This is a genomic window from Aliihoeflea sp. PC F10.4 (genome assembly GCF_054612275.1).
Genome location: NZ_JBTSWH010000001.1, coordinates 3,224,462 through 3,242,820, shown reverse-complemented (window position 1 = coordinate 3,242,820; position 18,359 = coordinate 3,224,462). Strand labels below are relative to the sequence as shown.

Annotated in this window: 23 protein-coding genes and 1 pseudogene; 19 read left to right on the top strand and 5 right to left on the bottom strand. The window is 63.7% G+C overall.

Annotated features, from left to right (window positions below; translation table 11 throughout):
- Positions 1-2: 2 nt before the first annotated feature.
- Positions 3-1,184: a Fic family protein gene (locus tag ACX82Z_RS16285; protein WP_459590116.1), complete on the bottom strand. Its 1,182-nt coding sequence runs from the start codon at positions 1,182-1,184 to the stop codon at positions 3-5.
- A 99-nt stretch (positions 1,185-1,283) separates the two neighbouring features.
- On the opposite strand from ACX82Z_RS16285, the gene ACX82Z_RS16280 reads away from it, so the two are divergent.
- From ACX82Z_RS16280 to ACX82Z_RS16270, 3 genes are all read left to right on the top strand, one after another.
- Positions 1,284-1,910, top strand: coding sequence for a hypothetical protein (locus ACX82Z_RS16280; protein WP_459590115.1), 627 nt, complete (start codon positions 1,284-1,286; stop codon positions 1,908-1,910).
- 318 nt (positions 1,911-2,228) lie between these two features.
- A complete protein-coding gene (locus tag ACX82Z_RS16275; RefSeq protein WP_459590114.1) occupies positions 2,229-4,289 on the top strand; it encodes a ParB/RepB/Spo0J family partition protein in 2,061 nt (686 codons plus the stop codon).
- A gap of 133 nt (positions 4,290-4,422) precedes the next feature.
- Complete coding sequence (locus ACX82Z_RS16270) at positions 4,423-4,869, top strand: hypothetical protein (RefSeq protein WP_459590113.1); 447 nt, start codon at positions 4,423-4,425, stop codon at positions 4,867-4,869.
- Here the strand turns inward: ACX82Z_RS16270 and ACX82Z_RS16265 are convergent.
- The 3 genes from ACX82Z_RS16265 to ACX82Z_RS16255 all read right to left on the bottom strand — a co-directional run bounded on the left by ACX82Z_RS16265 (position 4,856) and on the right by ACX82Z_RS16255 (position 6,797).
- The gene (locus ACX82Z_RS16265) at positions 4,856-5,293 is read right to left on the bottom strand and encodes a DUF488 domain-containing protein (RefSeq protein ID WP_459911836.1); all 438 of its coding nucleotides are present in this window, start codon (positions 5,291-5,293) and stop codon (positions 4,856-4,858) included. The two genes, ACX82Z_RS16270 and ACX82Z_RS16265, sit on opposite strands and share 14 nt — an antisense overlap.
- Positions 5,294-5,307: 14 nt before the next feature.
- Positions 5,308-5,931 carry a DUF488 domain-containing protein gene (locus ACX82Z_RS16260; RefSeq protein WP_459590112.1) on the bottom strand — a complete coding sequence of 208 codons (624 nt, stop codon included), beginning with the start codon at positions 5,929-5,931 and terminating at the stop codon, positions 5,308-5,310.
- A gap of 155 nt (positions 5,932-6,086) precedes the next feature.
- Entirely contained in the window at positions 6,087-6,797 is a 711-nt protein-coding gene (locus ACX82Z_RS16255; protein ID WP_459590111.1) for a dual OB domain-containing protein, read from the bottom strand.
- A gap of 807 nt (positions 6,798-7,604) precedes the next feature.
- Here ACX82Z_RS16255 and ACX82Z_RS16250 point away from each other — a divergent pair.
- The 5 genes from ACX82Z_RS16250 to ACX82Z_RS16230 all read left to right on the top strand — a co-directional run bounded on the left by ACX82Z_RS16250 (position 7,605) and on the right by ACX82Z_RS16230 (position 10,338).
- Positions 7,605-7,922, top strand: a complete 318-nt coding sequence (locus tag ACX82Z_RS16250) for a DUF736 domain-containing protein (protein ID WP_459590110.1) — start codon at positions 7,605-7,607, stop codon at positions 7,920-7,922.
- 500 nt (positions 7,923-8,422) lie between these two features.
- Positions 8,423-8,914: a DUF1772 domain-containing protein gene (locus ACX82Z_RS16245; RefSeq protein ID WP_459590109.1), complete on the top strand. Its 492-nt coding sequence runs from the start codon at positions 8,423-8,425 to the stop codon at positions 8,912-8,914.
- Positions 8,915-9,030: 116 nt separating this feature from the next.
- Positions 9,031-9,555, top strand: coding sequence for a TetR/AcrR family transcriptional regulator (locus tag ACX82Z_RS16240; RefSeq protein WP_459590108.1), 525 nt, complete (start codon positions 9,031-9,033; stop codon positions 9,553-9,555).
- A complete protein-coding gene (locus tag ACX82Z_RS16235; RefSeq protein WP_459590106.1) occupies positions 9,552-9,815 on the top strand; it encodes a transcriptional regulator domain-containing protein in 264 nt (87 codons plus the stop codon). Before ACX82Z_RS16240 ends, ACX82Z_RS16235 begins: the two co-directional genes overlap by 4 nt.
- Positions 9,816-9,819: 4 nt before the next feature.
- Positions 9,820-10,338 (top strand): DUF2285 domain-containing protein, encoded by a 519-nt coding sequence (locus tag ACX82Z_RS16230; RefSeq protein ID WP_459590105.1) that lies wholly within the window; start codon positions 9,820-9,822, stop codon positions 10,336-10,338.
- 13 nt (positions 10,339-10,351) lie between these two features.
- On the opposite strand, the gene ACX82Z_RS16225 is transcribed toward ACX82Z_RS16230, so the two are convergent.
- Positions 10,352-10,639: a DNA -binding domain-containing protein gene (locus ACX82Z_RS16225; protein ID WP_459590104.1), complete on the bottom strand. Its 288-nt coding sequence runs from the start codon at positions 10,637-10,639 to the stop codon at positions 10,352-10,354.
- Between the two features lie 490 nt (positions 10,640-11,129).
- Here ACX82Z_RS16225 and ACX82Z_RS16220 point away from each other — a divergent pair, with 490 nt between their 5' ends.
- From ACX82Z_RS16220 to ACX82Z_RS16170, 11 genes and pseudogenes are all read left to right on the top strand, one after another.
- On the top strand, positions 11,130-11,399 hold the full coding sequence (locus ACX82Z_RS16220; RefSeq protein ID WP_459590103.1) for a helix-turn-helix transcriptional regulator: 270 nt from the start codon (positions 11,130-11,132) through the stop codon (positions 11,397-11,399).
- Positions 11,396-11,911, top strand: coding sequence for a DUF2840 domain-containing protein (locus ACX82Z_RS16215; RefSeq protein WP_459590102.1), 516 nt, complete (start codon positions 11,396-11,398; stop codon positions 11,909-11,911). Before ACX82Z_RS16220 ends, ACX82Z_RS16215 begins: the two co-directional genes overlap by 4 nt.
- Positions 11,908-12,453 (top strand): S26 family signal peptidase, encoded by a 546-nt coding sequence (locus ACX82Z_RS16210; protein ID WP_459590101.1) that lies wholly within the window; start codon positions 11,908-11,910, stop codon positions 12,451-12,453. The genes ACX82Z_RS16215 and ACX82Z_RS16210 overlap by 4 nt, the downstream gene beginning before the upstream one ends.
- Positions 12,454-12,487: 34 nt before the next feature.
- Positions 12,488-12,823: a DUF736 domain-containing protein gene (locus tag ACX82Z_RS16205; RefSeq protein WP_459590100.1), complete on the top strand. Its 336-nt coding sequence runs from the start codon at positions 12,488-12,490 to the stop codon at positions 12,821-12,823.
- A complete protein-coding gene (locus ACX82Z_RS16200) occupies positions 12,820-13,752 on the top strand; it encodes a lytic transglycosylase domain-containing protein (RefSeq protein WP_459590099.1) in 933 nt (310 codons plus the stop codon). Before ACX82Z_RS16205 ends, ACX82Z_RS16200 begins: the two co-directional genes overlap by 4 nt.
- Entirely contained in the window at positions 13,749-14,069 is a 321-nt protein-coding gene (locus ACX82Z_RS16195) for a hypothetical protein (RefSeq protein WP_459590098.1), read from the top strand. The genes ACX82Z_RS16200 and ACX82Z_RS16195 overlap by 4 nt, the downstream gene beginning before the upstream one ends.
- A 188-nt stretch (positions 14,070-14,257) precedes the next feature.
- A pseudogene (locus ACX82Z_RS16190) lies at positions 14,258-14,719 on the top strand (relaxase/mobilization nuclease domain-containing protein); the annotation flags it as partial.
- Between the two features lie 168 nt (positions 14,720-14,887).
- Positions 14,888-16,120, top strand: a complete 1,233-nt coding sequence (locus tag ACX82Z_RS16185; RefSeq protein WP_459911834.1) for a DUF3363 domain-containing protein — start codon at positions 14,888-14,890, stop codon at positions 16,118-16,120.
- A 27-nt stretch (positions 16,121-16,147) separates the two neighbouring features.
- On the top strand, positions 16,148-16,774 hold the full coding sequence (locus ACX82Z_RS16180; protein ID WP_459590097.1) for a TetR/AcrR family transcriptional regulator: 627 nt from the start codon (positions 16,148-16,150) through the stop codon (positions 16,772-16,774).
- Between the two features lie 16 nt (positions 16,775-16,790).
- Positions 16,791-17,690 (top strand): SDR family oxidoreductase, encoded by a 900-nt coding sequence (locus ACX82Z_RS16175; protein ID WP_459590096.1) that lies wholly within the window; start codon positions 16,791-16,793, stop codon positions 17,688-17,690.
- Position 17,691: 1 nt separating this feature from the next.
- Positions 17,692-18,300: an ASCH domain-containing protein gene (locus tag ACX82Z_RS16170; protein WP_459590095.1), complete on the top strand. Its 609-nt coding sequence runs from the start codon at positions 17,692-17,694 to the stop codon at positions 18,298-18,300.
- The last annotated feature ends 59 nt before the right edge of the window (positions 18,301-18,359 follow it).

The following is an 18,359-nucleotide window of genomic DNA, read 5'->3' as shown; positions in this document are numbered from 1 at the left end:
CTTCATGCCGTAATGGGGAGCGGGTCGGTTCCCTCGCTCAGGATGGCGAGATAGCGCCGGTAACTGAACACGCGCCCCCGTTTGCGCCCGGTGATTTCCTCGACGATTCCGAAACGCTCCAGATCGGCGAGCGCCGCATTGACCGTGGGGGCCGAGAGACCCGTCTTCTGGACGAGCTGATTGGCGGTCAGGAACGGATTCTGCTGAAATAGATCGTGGATGCGAAGCGCCGAGCCTGCCCGGTCACTCTCAGCCGTAATCCGTTCGCGGTCCTCCTTGAAGAGATCAACGATCCGGGTGGCCGCATCGAACGCCTGATTGGCGGTGTCGGCCACGCCCGTGAGAAAGAAGTCGAGCCAGGCTTCCCACGCGCCATGTTCGCGCACTTCCTGAAGCAGCCGGTAATAGTCGGCCCGATGGGTTTTGAGGTAGAGGCTCAGATAAAGCAGTGGCTTGCGCAGCACGCCATTGACGCAGAGATATAGTGTGACCAGCAAGCGTCCGATCCTGCCGTTGCCGTCCAGGAATGGGTGGATGGTCTCGAACTGGACATGTAACAGTCCGGCCTTGATGAGGGCGGGCAGACGTGATCCCTCCTCGTGCATGAACCGCTCGAGCGCGTCGAGGCAGCCATCCATCTCGGTCTGCGGAGGCGGTACGAACAGCGCGTTGCCCGGGCGCGTTCCGCCGATCCAGTTTTGCGATCGCCGGAACTCGCCGGGGCTCTTCGTTCCGCCACGTCCACTTTGCAGCAGCCGCGCGTGCATCTCCCGGATCAGACGCAGCGACAGCGGCAGTTCTTCCAGCCGTTCAAGGCCGTACATCATGGCGTCGACATAGTTCGAGACTTCGCGGATGTCATCGATCGGCTGACCGGCCTGCGCCTCGGTCTCGAAGCGGAGCAGGTCCGAGAGGGTCGATTGGGTTCCCTCTATTTGCGAGGAAAGAACCGCTTCCTTCCGCACGTACATATAGAGGAACAGTTCCTGGCGGGGTAGCAACATAGTGATGCCGTCCAGCCGTCCCAAGGCCCGTTCCGCCAGACTCAGCTTCTCCAGCAGGGCCAGAACGTCAATCGACGGCTCCGGCGGTAGTGGGGGCGGCACGAAAGCGCGCACCATTTCACCCGCCACAGGGGTTTCTACGAAACGGCCTAGCCGGAGGTTTGGGGCTGATTCTGACATGCCCCATTATGTGTTTGCATCGCTATTTAAGCAATGACCACTTGGCTTAAATAGGAAATAAGCTAAGGTAAGCGCTCTTAAATAACGGGCGATACCATCATGGGCGGGTACACGCAGAGGGTTCGTGACAGTATTCTTCCACTCTCAGTGGCAGCAACCTTGCCGGCTGCGTTCAGCGAATGGTCTTTCACCGACAACACAGTCGATCACGAGCAGCCTATTGAAACCTGTGAACTCTGCGGCCAGCAGGATCTTCGCTACCATTTCGAGATCGCCAATCACTATACCGACTCGACGCTCTGGGTCGGCTCCCACTGCATACTCCAGTTCGACGTAGCCGTCCTCGAAAAGGGTCGGCGTCTGTCGCCGACAGAGGCGAAACGGCACCTCGCCAAGCTGACCCAGCAGATGCAATTGGAATCTTGCATCCGCACGCTGGAGCAACTCGCCGCAAAAGAAAGCAGTCCGATCCTGTCGGGCGCTCTGGATTACTACCGCAAGAACAAGAAGCTAACCCCTAAATACGCCGCCGTCGTTTTCTGGAAACTTCAGGCGTTCAACGTCGATCATAATCCGTCGTTCTTTCAGGTCGAACTCCGTCGCGCCCAGCATATTGACGACCTGAGGCAGATGCCGACCGCGCGCGTCCACCGCTTTTGGAGCGCATTGACGACGGCGCAGCGTCGCAAGGCTGTTGAGCTGGGTCACTCGCCACCAATGGGGTAGCTATGGCGATCACATGCACGGCTTTCAGGTTTTGTGCCTTTGCACATCCTGATCCGATCTTGTGCCCGGCTCCCGCTGGCGCTCACGCCTGGCGGGTTGCTTGGGGGCGCTGCCCCCTGGCGCGGGGCAAGGGATCGCTGACGCTCGACCGAGCCGGTGTCCCCGGCCTTCCTCCACGTCGTTCCTCCGTTCCGTGCAGGCCGGGTGATCCCCCTCCGGCTCGGTTGCCCTTGCCCCTTGCACCCCCCGGTCTCGCCGACGGGCAGGGTTTCAGCGCGGCGCTTCGCTGCGCGAAACCCAAGCCAAAGGATCAAGACCATGACCGACACCATCGAGACGACCGCCACGGTTTCCGTAGCCCCCGCCGTCGAGAACGGCGCAGTGCTGTTTGTGCCGCTGAACAGGTTGAAGAAGTCCCCCCGCAACGCCCGCAAGACCCCGCATAGCGAAGCCCATATCGAGGCGCTGGCGGCCAGCATCGCCGCAAAGGGGATGCTGCAAAATCTGGTGGTGGAGCCGGAGACGAACGCAGAGGGTGAGCCGACCGGCAGCTATTTCGTCACCATCGGCGAAGGCCGCAGACTGGCGCAGATGCTACGGGTCAAGCGCAAGCAGATCAAGAAGACGGAAAGCCTCCGTTGCGTTCTGGACACCGTCAACGACGCAGCGGAAATCAGCCTCGACGAAAACGTCACCCGTGAAGCCATGCACCCCGCCGACCAGTTCGAGCGGTTCCGCGAGCTGGCGGACAGTCGCGGATGGGGCGCGGAAGAGATCGCCGCCCGGTTCGGCGTGACCGCCCATGTCGTCCGGCAGCGGCTTCGCCTTGGCGCGGTCAGCCCCAAGCTGATGCAGGTCTATCGGGACGGCGGCTTGTCGCTGGACCAGTTGATGGCTTTCGCCATCGTGGACGATCCGGCCCGGCAGAAACAGGTGTTCGACAACCTGTCCTATAACCGCGAACCGTGGACGATCCGCCGCGATCTGACCAAGATGACGGTCGCGGCCAACGACCGGCGCGCGATCTTCGTGGGCGCGGATACGTATGCAGAGGCTGGCGGCACGATCATCCGCGACCTCTTCACCGAGGACCGGGGCGGCTATTTCGCGGATACCGCGTTGCTGGACCGGCTCGTCATCGAAAAGCTTGAAGGCATCGCTGCAGAGGTTCAGGTCGCAGAGGGATGGAAGTGGACCGCCGCCCACATCGACTTCCCCCATGCCCACGGCCTGAACCGCACCTATCCGCACCCGGTGGAACTGTCGGAGGACGATGCCGCTGCCTACGACACCGCGCAACAGGAACTGGAGGCGCTGTCGGCGGAGTGGCAGGATATGGATGTGGACCTACCGGACGAGGTGGATCACCGGTTCGCGGCGCTGGAAGCCGAGATCGAGCGCATTGACGCCAAGCGCCACGCCTATGACGGCGACGAGATTATCCGTGGCGGGGTGTTCGTCATCCTGAACCATGACGGCACGGCCCGGATCGAACGCGGCTTCATCCGCGCCGAAGACGAAGTGCCGGAAGCCGAAGGCGATGCGGGCGGTGACGGCGGCAGCGTTGTGAACGGCGTTCGCGTCAACCGCGATGGCGAGATCATCGAGGACGGCGACCATGATGGAGACGGCGACGCCGTTCCCGCGTCGGAGGCCGAGGACGAGGACGCAGGGGATGCGGGCAAGCCGCTGTCGGACTTGCTCGTCCGCGATCTGACCTCGCGCCGGACGCTGGGCCTTCGCCTTGCGCTGGGCGAGCAGCCTGACATAGCGCTGATGGCCGTCACCCATGCGCTCGCCGCGCAGACCTTCTATCGCGGGGTGGACGCCGCTTGCCTCGAAATTCGACCGACCAGCAGCGCGCTCGCATCTCACGCGGACGGCATCGAGGACACGGTAGCGGGCAAGGCGCTTTCGGATCGTCACGCCGGATGGGCGGCTGACATGCCGCGCGATGTGGCGGACCTGTGGGGCTTCGTAGCCGGTCTGGACCATGCCAGCGTCATGGCGCTGTTCGCCCATTGCGCCTCGCTGACCGTCAACGCGGTGAAGCAGCCTTGGGAGCGCAAGCCCCACGCCCATGCGGCAGCGGAGAAGCTGGCAACGGCGGTGGCGCTCGACATGACGGCGCACTGGACGTCCACGGTGCGGACCTATCTTGGTCGCGTCACCAAGGCGCACATCCTCGCCGCCGTGCGCGAGGCCGTCAGCGTCGCGGCGGCGGAACGGATCGCGGGCTTGAAGAAGACCGATATGGCGGAGGCTGCCGAACAGCTTCTGGCTGGCACCGGCTGGTTGCCTTCGGTGCTGCGCACGACGCGGCCCGTATGGCTGGACGACCGCCAAGACGGTGACGCCTTCCAGATCGCCGCCGAGTGAGGATTGGGCCGGGATCGCATTAGCGGTCTCGGCCTTCCTTCCGTCCATCACCCAAAAATCGGTCGCGCGGGGATCGACCCCGCGCGACCGATCCGATGCGGCACGCCGTCATCGGATTCAGGAGGATCGTTCGATGATCGTGCTCATGTTGTTGGCCGTCGCGCTGGTCGCTGACCTCTGTGTGCTGGCCTTTACGCTCGCCGTCTATGCGCTGCCCTTCATGCTTGGCGTCGAGGCGGCGAAGTGGGCATGCGCTTCCGGCTCCGGCCTGATCGGCGCAGGGCTCGTCGGTCTCGTTGCCGGGGCGGCCGCCCATGGCCTGCTGGTGTTCGCCTTCACCTCGCTGCGCTCGCCGGTGCTGCGCCTGAACGTGGCGCTGGTCTTCGCCGCGCCCGCCGCCGTCGCGGGCTACGCCCTCATCCACGGCGTCACGGGCGACGCCGTGCCGTCCGAAGTCTGGCGGCAGATCTTCTGTCATCGGTGGAGGCTTCATCGGTGGGGCGGCAGTCATGCGGTTGGTCTGTCAGACACCCCATTGGTAGTGACCGTGGGTGGATCAGGCAGGATCAGAGGTGCCTGACTTTCAAAGTGCCGTCCCATTTGCTGTTGAGATATTCGCAGACGAGCCGCCGATGGCAATGATGGGGTTTGTCCTCGGAACACAGCAGACATCCGCCTTCGAACATTTCGGGCTTGAACCTGTCCTCGATTTTACGCTGCGCCATCAGTCGCATGAACGAGTTTTCGTAGATGCCCCAGTCGCCCTTGTCGCGCTTGAAGGCTTTCAGGATGTCGTCGGTCGGGGCGAGAAGCGGCTGATGCACATATTGCGCGCCGCAGATCGTCTTCACGAAAAAAGCGAGGTCATCGGCTTTCGCGAAACCCGCGAGCTGCGACGTGTTATGGAGCCGGACGTCGATCACCTTTTTCACGCTCGCGCTCTTCAGCCGGTCGAAAAATTTGGCGGCCGTCGTCTTGGTGAAGCCGATCGTCGTTAATTCCACACCGCTCAAATCACCTACTCCGCCGCCGCCGGTTTCCGCGCGCTAGCTTCTCGCTCGGAAAACGCGACCTTCATTGCTCTATCCCGATAAGCTGCGGCGAGGCGTTTCGCGGGCGGCTCGAAGAGATCGATATCGCTCTTTCCCGCCATGTCCATCAGCCTGTCCTCAATCTGCCGATGATCGACGATCTGACCTCCGCTTAGGATATGGCGGACAGTCACCCCACGCTCTTGCAGCGCCCGGCCCACTAGAAGGCAGCGATGGCAATCGAGCGGATCATGCTCCGAGCACATCATGGCGATGCGATACTTCTTCGCTCCATCGATGACACGCTCCAGTCCTCTCGCGAAGTCCGGCGTCTCAGCCATTTTCTCGTAATCGGCCACTCCGTCGCAAAAGAACCCTTTGCCTTTCGGACGCCCGCCTAGTTCTTCACCAAGAAAGACATAGGCAACGTCGTCCTGGCGCAACTCGTCGCGCAGGGTGTCCCTATTGAAGTGCGGGAAGTGCCGCGAAAACGGTGCAGTTCTCACATCGGCGACCGCCGTGACCGACGCCTGACGCAGCAGCGCGAGGAAACGCTCATAGGGCAGCGTCGAATGCCCGATCGTCAGAACCTCCACAGCCGCATCCGCCAATCCTGGCCTCCTTCATGCTACGACCGTTCGTCCGACACGATCTCCATTTTCAGCGCGTCGCGATCATATCAATGATGCACCCGTACGACCAGCTATCTTCGAGCGCATCATAGACTTTTGCAGCTGAACAGATTGCTCATTATGACATAAGATAGTCACAAGAAGTACAGGCCGTTGACTTGCGCGTAGCAACTATTCGGCATCGCCGCGAATGGACGACACAGGCCAAGGCGAACGTGAATGCTTTGGCTTGCGGCCGCATCGGCCTCCAATGCAGCGACCCCTCCCGCGAGGAACCGGCTTTTTGCAGCATCGGCGGGCACCGAGAAGTCATACTCGATGCCGGCCTGGTCGATAAGCGCGCGGAGCTGCCGTTTGCCAGGAGACGGATTGTGCTCGTAGAAGGAGATCGACCCCGGCTGGATCATGATGGCGTCGAGTGAACCGGTCTGGACACCCGCTGTCACATGCGCCTTGCCCGAATTGGCTCGATGCAAATGCCCCCCGAAGGCTTGGGCGATCGACACTGATACACCAGCCGCGACAGCGTGTACGATCTGCGCGGCAGTCATCTGACCGAGGACCGCGCTGTTGTTTCCGACAATGAAAATGCGATCCTCAGTCGCATGGGGAAACGGAAAATTTGCCGGTGGACCTGCTGCATCGAACCGAACGTGATTGCCTACAGCGAAGAACTTTCCCGGTCCTGCATCCTGAACCGTCCAGAAGCGTGATGCCTCCACGGCGGCGTTCGCGGTCGGCGGTTCCGGACGGATCATGCCGCCATTGTTCAAGTCCCACCCTGCAACGCAGAACAAGTCGTTGTACCGAGTGACATCCGTTATTAGCAATTCGTAAGTCGACATTGATCTGACCCTTTCCCCCTTATTTGCTATAATCTGTGTTGGTCAGGGCGTTTTCGCAAGTATAGCGAGCGAAGGAGTGGCGTTGCCCTGCGGGCCGCGCTTTCGGCTGCGCTGGAACCACGCCACAGGCCCGTTTCCGCCTTCGGCTTCAATCGCTAACGCGAAGACCGTCGGTTGCCAGTTCTGTCGATGATGAAGCCCCAGCCGGGTGCGCGTGGCATGGGGGTGACTGGCGACAGTGCTAGCGGCAAGACCGCAACGGTGGCTTCTCCATCGCCGCATCGCCGCCCTCGGCCGGGTAATGCGCACTGAATTTTGGATCGCCCGTTGACGAGAACGATCACGTTGCGCTTGAGGGTGATCGGCTCCGGCCTGCAGACGTCGGTGCTGGGACGAAGATGAAGATCGGGAGGCGGTCCGGTCTGGCCGTGGACGACGGGCGGGCATTGCCGTCGAAAGCCGGGGGAAGATTAACGCGCTGGCAGGTTCACTGCCCTTTCAACGTCTGGCGCGTCGGCCGATCGCCACCAGTGCCGTATTCCTCGGATCTCCCTTTCAGCCACGCCCACGGCGTCCTCGAATGGATTGGGTCTGACCGAAGACCGGCTGCGCCTCGTTCGTCTTCCCGCAACGTCCGTCGCCAGCTTTTTTCCGCCGCCTGCGGCTTTGCATCGCGAAGCAAAAAAGCCGTCGCCGTCCGCCGTCCACTGCGTTCCCGCCCTACGGGTGCGGGGCCGATCGTCCCCGGTCGCACGACCACCATCGAGGCCGCGACGGGCGCGGCCGGATGCAAAAAGGAACACGACAATGGCGACCATCGGCACCTTCACCAAGAACGAAAACGGCGCAGGCTTCACCGGCGCGGTCAAGACCCTGACCCTCAACGTCAAGGCCAAGTTCGTCGCCACCGAGGGCGATAGCGAGCGTGGTCCAGACTTCCGCATCTTCGCCGGCACCACCGAGTTTGGCGCGGCCTGGAAGAAGACCGCCCGCGAGAGCAGCCGCGAATACCTCTCCGTCAAGCTGGACGATCCGAGCTTCCCCGCACCGATCTACGCCAGCCTGGTCGAGGACGAGAGCGGCGAAAGCCACAACCTCATCTGGTCCCGCCGCAACGGCGACTGAGGCCGGACACCCCCGAAGCCTCGCTCATACGAGCGGGGCTTCGTCATGGTCATGCCGTCACCGTCTTGCAGGGAATAAGGAGATCGGGATGCGTGGTTCTCAGGTTCTGCGGATTTGCACATTCCGATCAGATCCTTTTGCCCGGCGTCCGCTGGCGCTTATGCTGGGCGGGTTTGGCTTAGGGGCGCTGCCCCCCGGCGCGGCGCAAGGGATCGTTGACGCTTGACCGGGCCGGTGTCCCCGGCCTTCCTCCACGTCGTTCCTCCGTTCCGTGCAGACCGGGTGATCCCCCTCCGGCCCGGTCGCCCTTGCGCCTTGCACCCCCCGGTCTCGCCGACGGGCAAGTACCCGAAGCGCTGACCTAAAGGGGCGATGTCACCAAGGCTTGCTATGCCTATCCGCTCGCCATGCTGGTCACGCCTGAACAGCAGTTGTCACAGCCTCCGACGCCATATATATACGCGTATATTTATCCTTGGTCGTGAACGTGAGGCTTGGCTATGACGCAACCAATTTCTCATCTAGCCCTCGTGCTGATAGCCATCACGATGGGGCTCGCCGTAGCTCACGCCCTGGAATACCCCGGAAAGATGCGTCTGGACGAAGAGGCGTACCGAACCGTCCAAGCTATTTATTACCCTGGCTTCACCGTCGGCGGCCTCGTGGCCGAGCTTGGCGGCATCCTTGTTCTTTGCGGATTGCTGTTTTTGATCCCAACAGGGTCCGAGCGGTTCTGGTGGACCGTCGGCTCGCTTGGCCTGATGCTTCTTCTCCACGCGACCTATTGGGTCTGGACGCATCCGGTGAACGGCTTCTGGCTTCAAGACACCGAACTTTCGGGGGCAGGATCGTCCTTCTTTTCGATTTTCACCGGCGAGAATCGCGACTGGCGAGGGCTGCGTGACATCTGGGAATACTCCCATATGGCGCGCGCAGTGCTCGGCGTAGCCAGCCTGCTCTCCATGTCCATCGCGCTGACGAAGCCTTTATGAGCGGCGCGGCGAAGGGACGGGGCAGACCTGCATCGCCCTCGGTCGGCCTGACGCGCGAAACCATCGTTGCGGCTGGGCTGCTCATGATCGATCGGGACGGTGCCGGCGCTTTGACGATGCGCGGTCTTGCGGCCCATCTCGGCGTGACCCCCATGGCGCTGTACAATCATGTCGGCGACCGGGCCGACCTTCTTCGGATGATCGCCGGGAAGGTGATCGATGCGATCGAGTTCGATCGGGAGGGCGCGAACTGGCGCGGCCGGATCGAACATTGCTTCAGCATGCTCCGGGCGGCCTGCGGTCGACATCCCGAATTGATGCGAGAGATGCAGGCCACCAATGTCGCTCCGGCCTCGATCTTCGCCCCGATGAACGTGACGCTGAGTGCGCTCGGTCAAGCCGGGATGAATGAGATCGATGCGCTGCGCGTTTACTTCATGCTTGTGCACTTCACGCTGGGGCAAGCGGGATACGAGCATCGAGCGCCGATCACGGAAATGGACCCGCGCGTCAAAGCTCGTTCGCCAGGGGCAAGCTATGAGGCCGTCGACCGGCTTGATCTGCCGGAGACTTGGGACTTCGACGCCGCGTTCGAACTCGGGCTGCGCGTTGTCCTGGATGGCGTGGAAGCGCAGCTATGATCGAAATCGATTGGCGCTCTCCAGCGGAATACCGGCATGCAAGGACGATTACGGCTGCCGGTTTCGCGTGGGAATATCTACGCCGACATCCCGAATACCGGCATGACGTGCAGCGGCTAACTCTGCCGAAGTGCCCGGCGCCCGACCAACTGGAGCGGTTTACCGAGCGCTGGGGGTTGCGATTTTCCACGCGACCCGGACAAGCCGCACGGCAACGAACCCACCTTCTGGTCGCCACGGCAGAGGCCGCAGGCGATTGAGCTAATGCCAGCGCGGCCGCCGCACACACTCGCACCCATCATCGCGGTCGCTCTCGTCGCGCTCAATGGGCTGGAGTTGCGTCAAGCAGACGATGGGTGGCACGGTATTTGGACTGCTGATGGCGTCGCCCACCAGGTCTGGCTACCGGACGCGAACCTCGCTGAAACGGTCGCGCTGGCCGTCGCGCTGCCGCTTGATGACTTCACGGACTTGAGGCTTCATGCCGTCCGGCGTTTCTGGCGCTGCGTCCGCCGCCGACCGGCGGGTCCGCCGTTTGGCGCTCTGCCTGCGCAACTCCGCCAATGGCATATCCTGTCCCTGCGCGCGCTCGATGCCCGGCTAAGCGGCGAGAGCTACCGTACCATCGCCGAAGTCCTGCTCGGCTTTCGCGGCACTAAGGAGGACTACGAGAGCGATCCACGCAAAAGCAAAGCCCGCCGGCTCGTTGCTCACGGAGTCCATATGATGCGCGGGGGCTATCGCCTGCTGCTCCATTACCCTCTCAAACCACGGAAGCGCTGAGCCGGTCGAGCTTTCATTCTTCGTTCGCGCCCGACTGCTCCAATATCCGTCGATACCCCTCGCGCGAGAGCCATTGCGCCCGTTCGAGATGCGTCTGCCAGCATCGGAAGGTCCGGCGCTCGTCGGCGACCGGGTCGCGATGGAGGACGATTTGTGCGGCCTCCCTCCAGTCCGCGCCGTCCGACTTAGCGTCGAGCAGCCGCAGATAGGTCACGAAATGCCGTTCGTCGTAGACGGTTATGGTGTCGCCGGTCGGCGCTTCGTCTTCCACGTCGGGATCGAGTTCGACGGGAACCCGCATGGCCATTCCCCTTCATCACGAGAGGGCCTTTGCTTGCGGTTCGCCCCCGCAAACGGCCCCTCTGACCTGGTGATCGGGGAGTTAGTAACCGTGACTAGACGGCCCCATGACCTTTAGGCGAGAAGCCCTGGACATACGCCATGGGCTCCCCGACCATAAGGTCGAGGATGGTGGTGCCGTCACGGCCGACACCAACCGCTAGTCAGGGGTTACTACGCCCCAGAGCAGCGCGTCTGCTCCGCCTCCAATTCTAGCCGAACAGCGCGGTGATGTCTCCGCCAATTCGGCGCGGCCGCATCGTCGGCGCCAGTCTCCCAGCCTCGATCCGCAGCCGAATCCCTTCGCCCGACCAGCGCCTTATGGCGCCAATGGGGGGTGCCGCGAGCGCATAGGCGCGAATGCGGCACGCTACCCGCCGCCGATCCCTCGCCATGGTTCGCCGCAGTCCGCTGTCGCCACCGACAGCCGAATCCCGACTGGAGGCAAATCCATGACCAACCCGCTGGCGGGCCTGCCGCCGCGCCTGCTGCGCACCAAGGAAGCCGCGCGCTTCCTCGGCATATCGCTGCGCACTCTTGAGAAACATCGCACCTATGGGACCGGGCCAACCTATCGCAAGATCGGCGGTCGCGTCCTCTACGCGGTCGAGGACTTGCAAGCCTGGAGCGAGATCGGCGCACGCCGATCGACGCGCGAGGAGACTGCTGGCCGCGTCTTTCCCGCCCGCCCGCTGACGCCCGAAGAGCGGGGCGAGCGATGAGCCGGGGCAGCTATCGCGCGCACGGCCGCACGCTGCCGGAGGCCCCCCCGCCGTCCGCCACGACGGTCGAGCTGACCTTCCAGCGCGGCCAGGTCGAGCACTGGATACGCTTCGGCCGCAAGAGCTACGAGCAGATCATCGATCGCCGCCGCAGCGTCGTCGGCTTCACGCCGGACAGCGTCTTCGCCTTCGTCCGATGGGCGAAGGGCGAGCACGGCACGGTCATCTCGCGCATCGATATCGTTCGCGCCGTGCGGCGCGGCGAGCCGTTCCAGACGCTGCCTTTCGTCCGCCCCGGCGGCGAAATCCTGATGCGCCTCGACGGCTGGACCAAGGTGCAGCGCGCGCTTGCCGCGATCGACGCGGTGGAAGCGCTGAGCCTCGATCCGGCCGACGCCTCGCCGGAGCACTGGCGACACGTCCACAACCGTCTGACCGCCAATCTGGAGCCGCACGCCTACACGCCCGAGCGACATGCCGCATGGCTTCATCGCCGGAGGATGGACCCATGACGCGCCGCCGCACGCTCGCGGTGACGGCGCTGGCCGTCATCGGCATCGCCGCCGCCGGCGCGATCGAGACGCCGACGAAACTGATCTGGAACGCCACCGCCAGCGCACCCATCGGCTTCTACATCGTCGAGCCGGCCGACGCGCTCGACGTGCCCGAGCTGGTCGCTGTCATGCCGCCCGAACCGCTCGCCGCCTTCATTGTCGAGCGCGGCTACATCGCGCCTGGCGTGCCGTTGTTGAAGCGCGTCGTCGGCCTGCCAGGGCAGCGGGTTTGCCGGATCGGACGCACCATCACCGTCGATGACGTGCAGAAGGGCGAAACGCTGGAGCGCGACCGCTTCGGCCGCGCACTGCCCGTCTGGCGGGGCTGCCGCGTCGTCGGCGACGGTCAGCTCTTCCTCATGAACCGGCACGTCCGCGACAGCCTCGACGGCCGCTACTTCGGCCCGATCCCGGCAAGCGCCGTCATCGGCCGAGCGGTCCCGCTCTGGACCGATGAGGACGGCGACGGCCGCTTCAAGTGGCGCGCCCCGACGCGCTGAAACCACCCCGAACACCAAACCCAGGAGACTTTCCATGGCACTGATCGGCCAGTTCATCCGCACGGCCACCGGCTATTCCGGACAGCTTCGTTCGCTCGGCCTCGACGAGCGGCTCGTCATCGTTCCCGTCGAGCCGGGCGCGGTGAAGAACGCACCCGACTATCGCGTGCATCTCGACGGCGAGGACGGCCCGGATGTCGGCCCGGCGTGGAAAGACGCCAGCGAGAACGCCGGCGAGTTCCTGTCCCTGAAGCTGGACGGGCCGCTCTTTCCGTTTCCGATCCGCGCGCGATTGTTCCAGTCGAACGACGATCCTTCGTCCTGGGACCTGCATTGGAAGCGCCCCCGCAAGCGCGAGGATCAGGAATGACGCCCGCGCGTGCCCGCGTCGTCCTCGGGTCCAATACCGGCATCCCTTCGTTCGCGGAAAGACCGTCTCATCCCTCCGTCCCGCTCGGCCACCGGACGGCCGGCGCGCGCAGCGAAGGTCAGGGGCGGCCATCGGCCGGCGCTTCGTGCGCACCCTTGACCGCAGCGAGCACGCCGGCAGGCTGGCGGCGAAGCGGAGACAGGATAACGTGGCATTGTGCCGTCCTGATACTTTCCGCCGCGCTTTCCATCTGCGCCGGACCGGGCGTCGCGGTCGCGCAATCCGTGGCCGTCGAGCGCCCGGCCGCCGCCCATCCCCATGCGGCCCATATCGCCGAGGCGTCGCAGCGGTTCGGCATCCCCGAGCACTGGATTGCCGCCGTGCTGCGCGCCGAGAGCGCAGGCGATATGCGCGCGGTCTCGTCGGCTGGTGCGATGGGATTGATGCAGGTCATGCCCGCGACCTGGACCGAGCTGCGCACCCGCCACGGCCTCGGCCGCGACCCGTATGACCCGCGCGACAACATCCTCGCGGGCGCGGCCTATCTGCGCGAGATGTTCGACCGCTACGGCAATGTCGCGGCGATGCTGGCGGCCTACAATGCCGGTCCCGGCCGCTATGACGAATACCTCGCGACCGGCCGTACCCTGCCGGCCGAGACGCGCGGCTATGTCGCCGTGCTCGCGCCGATGCTCGGGGGCGCGGCTGCGTCCGAACCATTGTCATCGGCATCGCCACCGCCGCCAGACTGGCGCGATGCCCCGCTGTTCGTCAGGCGCCCGGACGACACGCGAACTGTCGCCGAGCCGCCGTCCGAGGCACGATCCGGCGCCGCCAGCGTGACCGTTCCGGCGCGCGATCTCGATGCTGACGAGCCGCAGGACGGCGGCATCTTCGTGGTCCGCGCGCGTGTTGGAGGAACGCCATGAGGGCGGCGTTCCAGCGCTCGGCGGCGCTGGTTCCGGTGTCCGATCAGGCTGGTTCGCGCTTGGCTGGATTCCCGGCAGGAGGGGCACAACAGGCAGGAAGGGCGGAGGGCAAGATTAAAGAAGACGGCACCATGTCGGGCCGCTTCTGGAAATTATTGTTGTCTGCACACTGGTTAGGTGGCCGGTTCCGGCACCGTGGTTTTGAGGGGCGGCGTGCCGCGATTTCGTGCAAAGCCTTGGCTTTGCAGGGTTTCGAGCGGCACCATAGGCCCATATCGGCCTGTTTCCGGCGGTTTTGGCTGGAGTCGCGCCCTTGAGCGCCGACGACGAAAACCGCTTCCGCCCGAAGCCCGGCCGCATCCGATCCGACACGCCGAAGGCTGGCAAGACCAAGAGCTTTTTCACGCAGGTCAGGAAGATCACCCGCCAGCATCAGGCGGCAGCCTCCCGCAATCCTTCCACGCCATCATCCGGCCGCCCGTCATCGCCGGGGCGGTCCCGCGCCGTGGTCGCCAGCGGCAAGGGCGTGAAGCGCGGCCGGGGCGCGAGCTTCGTGCGCGCCCGCAACATCTCCGGCCAATGGCATCAGCGCCAGCCCGGCAGCCGCCGCGTGATCGTCAAGCAGCGCAGCGTCCGGGCAGCGTGGAAGGGAGGCCGTGCTCGCGCGCATCTGCGCTATGTCCAGCGTGACGGAACCTCACGCGACGGCGAGCGGGGCCAGCTCTATTCGGCGACCGAGGACCGCGCCGATGGCGACGCCTTCCTTGATCGCGGCAAGGACGACCGCCACCAATTCAGATTCATCGTCTCGCCCGAGGACGGCGCGGAGTTGTCGGACCTCACGGCCTACACCCGCGATTTCATGAAACAGGTGGAAGCGGACCTTGGCACGAAACTCGATTGGGTTGCCGTCAATCACTACAACACCGGCCATCCCCATGTGCATATCGTCGTCAACGGCCGCGACGATACCGGCGGGGATCTGGTCATCAATGGCGACTACCTTTCCGCCGGCCTGCGCGAACGCGCCAGCGAGCTTGCCAGTCTGGAACTCGGCCCCGTCACCGAGATCGAGCAGACCCGCAAGCTGTCGGCTGAAATCGACCAGGACCGTTTCACCCGCATCGACCGCGCGATGGCAGAGGAAGCCGATGCCCGCTTCCTCGACGTTCGCCATGAACCGGCAGCGCCGCGACGGCAGTTCGAGCGCACGCTGCGCGTGCGCAGGCTCGCCAAGCTGGAGAAGATGGGGCTGGCGGCCGAGCACGCGCCCGGCGTCTGGGAATTGAGCAAGGACATGGAACCGGCTCTGCGCGAGCTTGGCGAGCGTGGCGACATCATCCGCACCATGCAGAAGGCGCTCGGCCCGCAGGGAGGCGAACGCGATCCCATGAGCTTCCAAATCCATGATGGTGCGCCCAAGACACCCATTGTCGGCCGCGTCGTGGACAAGCACCTGTCCGACGAGTTGGGCGAAGACCTGACCATAGTAGTGGACGGGATCGACGGGCGGACGCACCACATCGCCGGCATCGCGCCCGAGCGGCTGGAGGACGCCCGTATTGGCAGCGTCATCCAGATCGGCCCGGCAGAGGTGGCAGCCCGGCCGTCCGACCGCACCATCACGGCCACCGCCGAGGACGGCATCTATCGGCCGAGCCGCCATCTGGAGCAGGCGAAATTCGAGGGCCGCGTTCCCGGCGGTGACTATGAGGGCTATGTCGATGCTCATGTCCGCCGGCTGGAGGCATTGCGCCGCGCCGGGATCGTCGAGCGGATCGACGCCGGCCAATGGCGCATCCCCGATGATCTGGTCAGCCGCGCCGCCGCCCATGACGCCGGCCGCGACCGGCAGGCCAGCGTTCGCGTCCTTTCCCCGGTCGATCTAGGCAAGCAGATCGGATCGGACGGCGCGACGTGGCTGGATCGGCGTTTGATCCATGGCGAAACCACCGACCTTGCGCCAGCCGGCTTCGGCCAGCAGGTGCGGGAGGCCATGGACAAGCGCCGCGAGCATCATATCGAACAGGGCGACGCCACCCGAGCGCGGAATGGCCGTATCTTCTACCGACGCAGCCTTCTCGCCACCCTGCGCGAGCGCGAGGTTGCCCGCGTCGGCGCGGAGATGGGCGAGAGCAAGGGCCTGCCGTTCCGTGCTGCCACGGACGGCGAGAACGTGAGCGGCAAGTTCACGAGCACCGTGCAGCTATCCAGCGGCAAGTTCGCCGTGGTGGAAAAGAGCCACGAGTTCACCCTTGTCCCGTGGCGGCCGGTCATCGACCGTCAGCTTGGCCGGGAGGTCGCGGGCGTTGTGCAGGGCGGATCGGTGTCGTGGCAGTTGGGGCGGCAACGAGGGCTTGGGCTGTAGTCTGCGCCGTCGGGCAGGTCTTCCAAAGTGACCGCAAACATGCAAACGTTAGGTATGCAAGAAGCTAAGAAGACTACAAAGGCCGCACAGGCGACGGCGACGAAAGAACGGCTGATTGGGATCGCGCGCGCGCAGTTCGCCGAGCGCGGTTACGAGGCCGTAAGCCTCGACGACATTCTCAAAGAAGCCAACCTAACCAAAGGCGCGATCTATCATCATTTCGGCGACAAAAAGGGCCTCTTTCGTGAGGTGGTGACGCTCGTTCAAAGCGAGGTCGCGGCAAAGGCCCGCCGAGTCGGGCAGGCTCAAGCCGAACCTATCGAAGCGTTGCTTGCGGTCTGCCGGTCCTTTTTCTCCCAGCTCCGCAAGCCGGACGTGATGAGGATCGTTTGCATGGAGGCTGGTGTATTTCTGTCTTGGGCAGAGTGCGCCGAGATTGATGACAAGCATATGCTTGCCGTGATGCGCGAGTTCGTGGGAGCCTCTCAGGCAAACGGCCTGCTGGCGTCTCTGGACACGGAAGCGATCACCCGCGTCATCACCGGCTCCATCTACCAGACTGTCGAATGGGCATCTCACGGCAGGACTCCCTCACGGATCGCCAAGGGGGAGGAAGTCGTTCTGTCGCTTGTCCGGGCGGCGGCGCACGCTTGACCAACATACCTAAGGTATGTCAATAACACATACTGAAAGTATGTGGAGAATCCCTTTGTCCGAGCCGTCCCCCATCGTCGTTCTAGGAGCGAGCGGAACCATTGGCAGTCATCTTTGCACGAACCTGATCGCGCGAGGTCTGCCCGTTCGAGCAGTATGGCGCAGCCGGCCGGTGCAGATTCCGGGCGTGGAATCCGCCAAGGCCGATGTTGCGTCAGGCGAAGGGTTGAATGAGGCGTTGCGGGGTGCGCAATCGCTTTTTCTCCTGACCGGCGACATGCCGGAGCAGACGCAGGCCGAGCTTCACATCGTTGAGGCGGCGGCGAAGGCTGGCGTCGCCCATATCGTCAAACTCTCGACATGGGGCGCGGAAACCGAAGGTTTTTCGATAGCCCGTATCCATCGACCTGTTGAGCGGGCCATTGAAGCATCCGGCCTAGCCTATACGTTCCTACGGCCGAACTGCTTCATGCAAAACTTCGTAACTTACTATCTCACAACGCTCCGCGACTTCGGAGTCTTGAGGCTGCCCTGCGATGAGGATCGCATCAGCTTTATTGACGCGCGTGACATCGCAACGGTGGCCGCTGCAACCTTAGCCAATCCTGCACAGCATCCGAACGAGGCTTATGCGCTGTCCGGGCCGCAAGCCCTGACGTTTGGTGAAGCGGTGGCGGTGCTTGCACAGGCGACCGGCAAGCAACTTCGATATGAATGTGTTTCGGAGGCGGACTTTCATACAGACATGGAGCGTTTCGGGCTGCCATCGAGCTACATCCGCGAAGTGATCGAGCTATGCGCTTCGTATCGTCGCGGAGAGTCAGAGCCAGTAACGTCAACCGTTTCCGACATTACAGGTCATCCGGCGATACCCTTTTCAGGGTTCGCCCGCGACCACGCTGCGATGTTGCGCTGACATGCTGTTCCGCGCCGCCATCCTCGAAAAGATCGCGCGCGGTGAGGTAACAATCGCCTTCCGATATTGGCGGAGGCCGACCGTCAAAGCAGGCGGAAGCCTCCGCACGTCAGTCGGGGAACTGGCAATTGAATCGGTGGAACGCTGCGAACCGGCTGACATATCAGAGCGCGATGCGCGTGCAGCGGGCTTTGATGAGAAAAGCCAGCTCTTGGCCGAACTCGATCAGCGTGCCGACTCGAAGCTCTACCGCATAACCTTTCATTTTGGCCGTGCCGATCCCCGCGTTGCCTTGCGCGAACAGGATCACCTCAAGCCGGCGGAAATTGAAAAGATCGCAAGGACGCTGGATCGGCTTGACGGTTCAGCCCAAAGCGGGCCGTGGACACAGCAGGTTATGCGAATGATCGCCGACCAGTCCGGCATAACGGCTGGAAAAATCGCGGCCGTTCTCAACGTCGAAAAGAACGCCCTCAAGCGCAAAATCCGCAAACTCAAGGAACTCGGGCTGACAGTGAGCCTCCATCGCGGCTATCGCATTTCTGCTCGCGGGAAGGCTGTCCTTGGGGCGCTTGGAGACGGCGGGGATCGCAGCGATGCGACGCCGTAAGGTCAAGCCCGGCCCTCAAGAAGATGTTTTGTTGCCTGCATGGCGACGTTCCCCTCTTG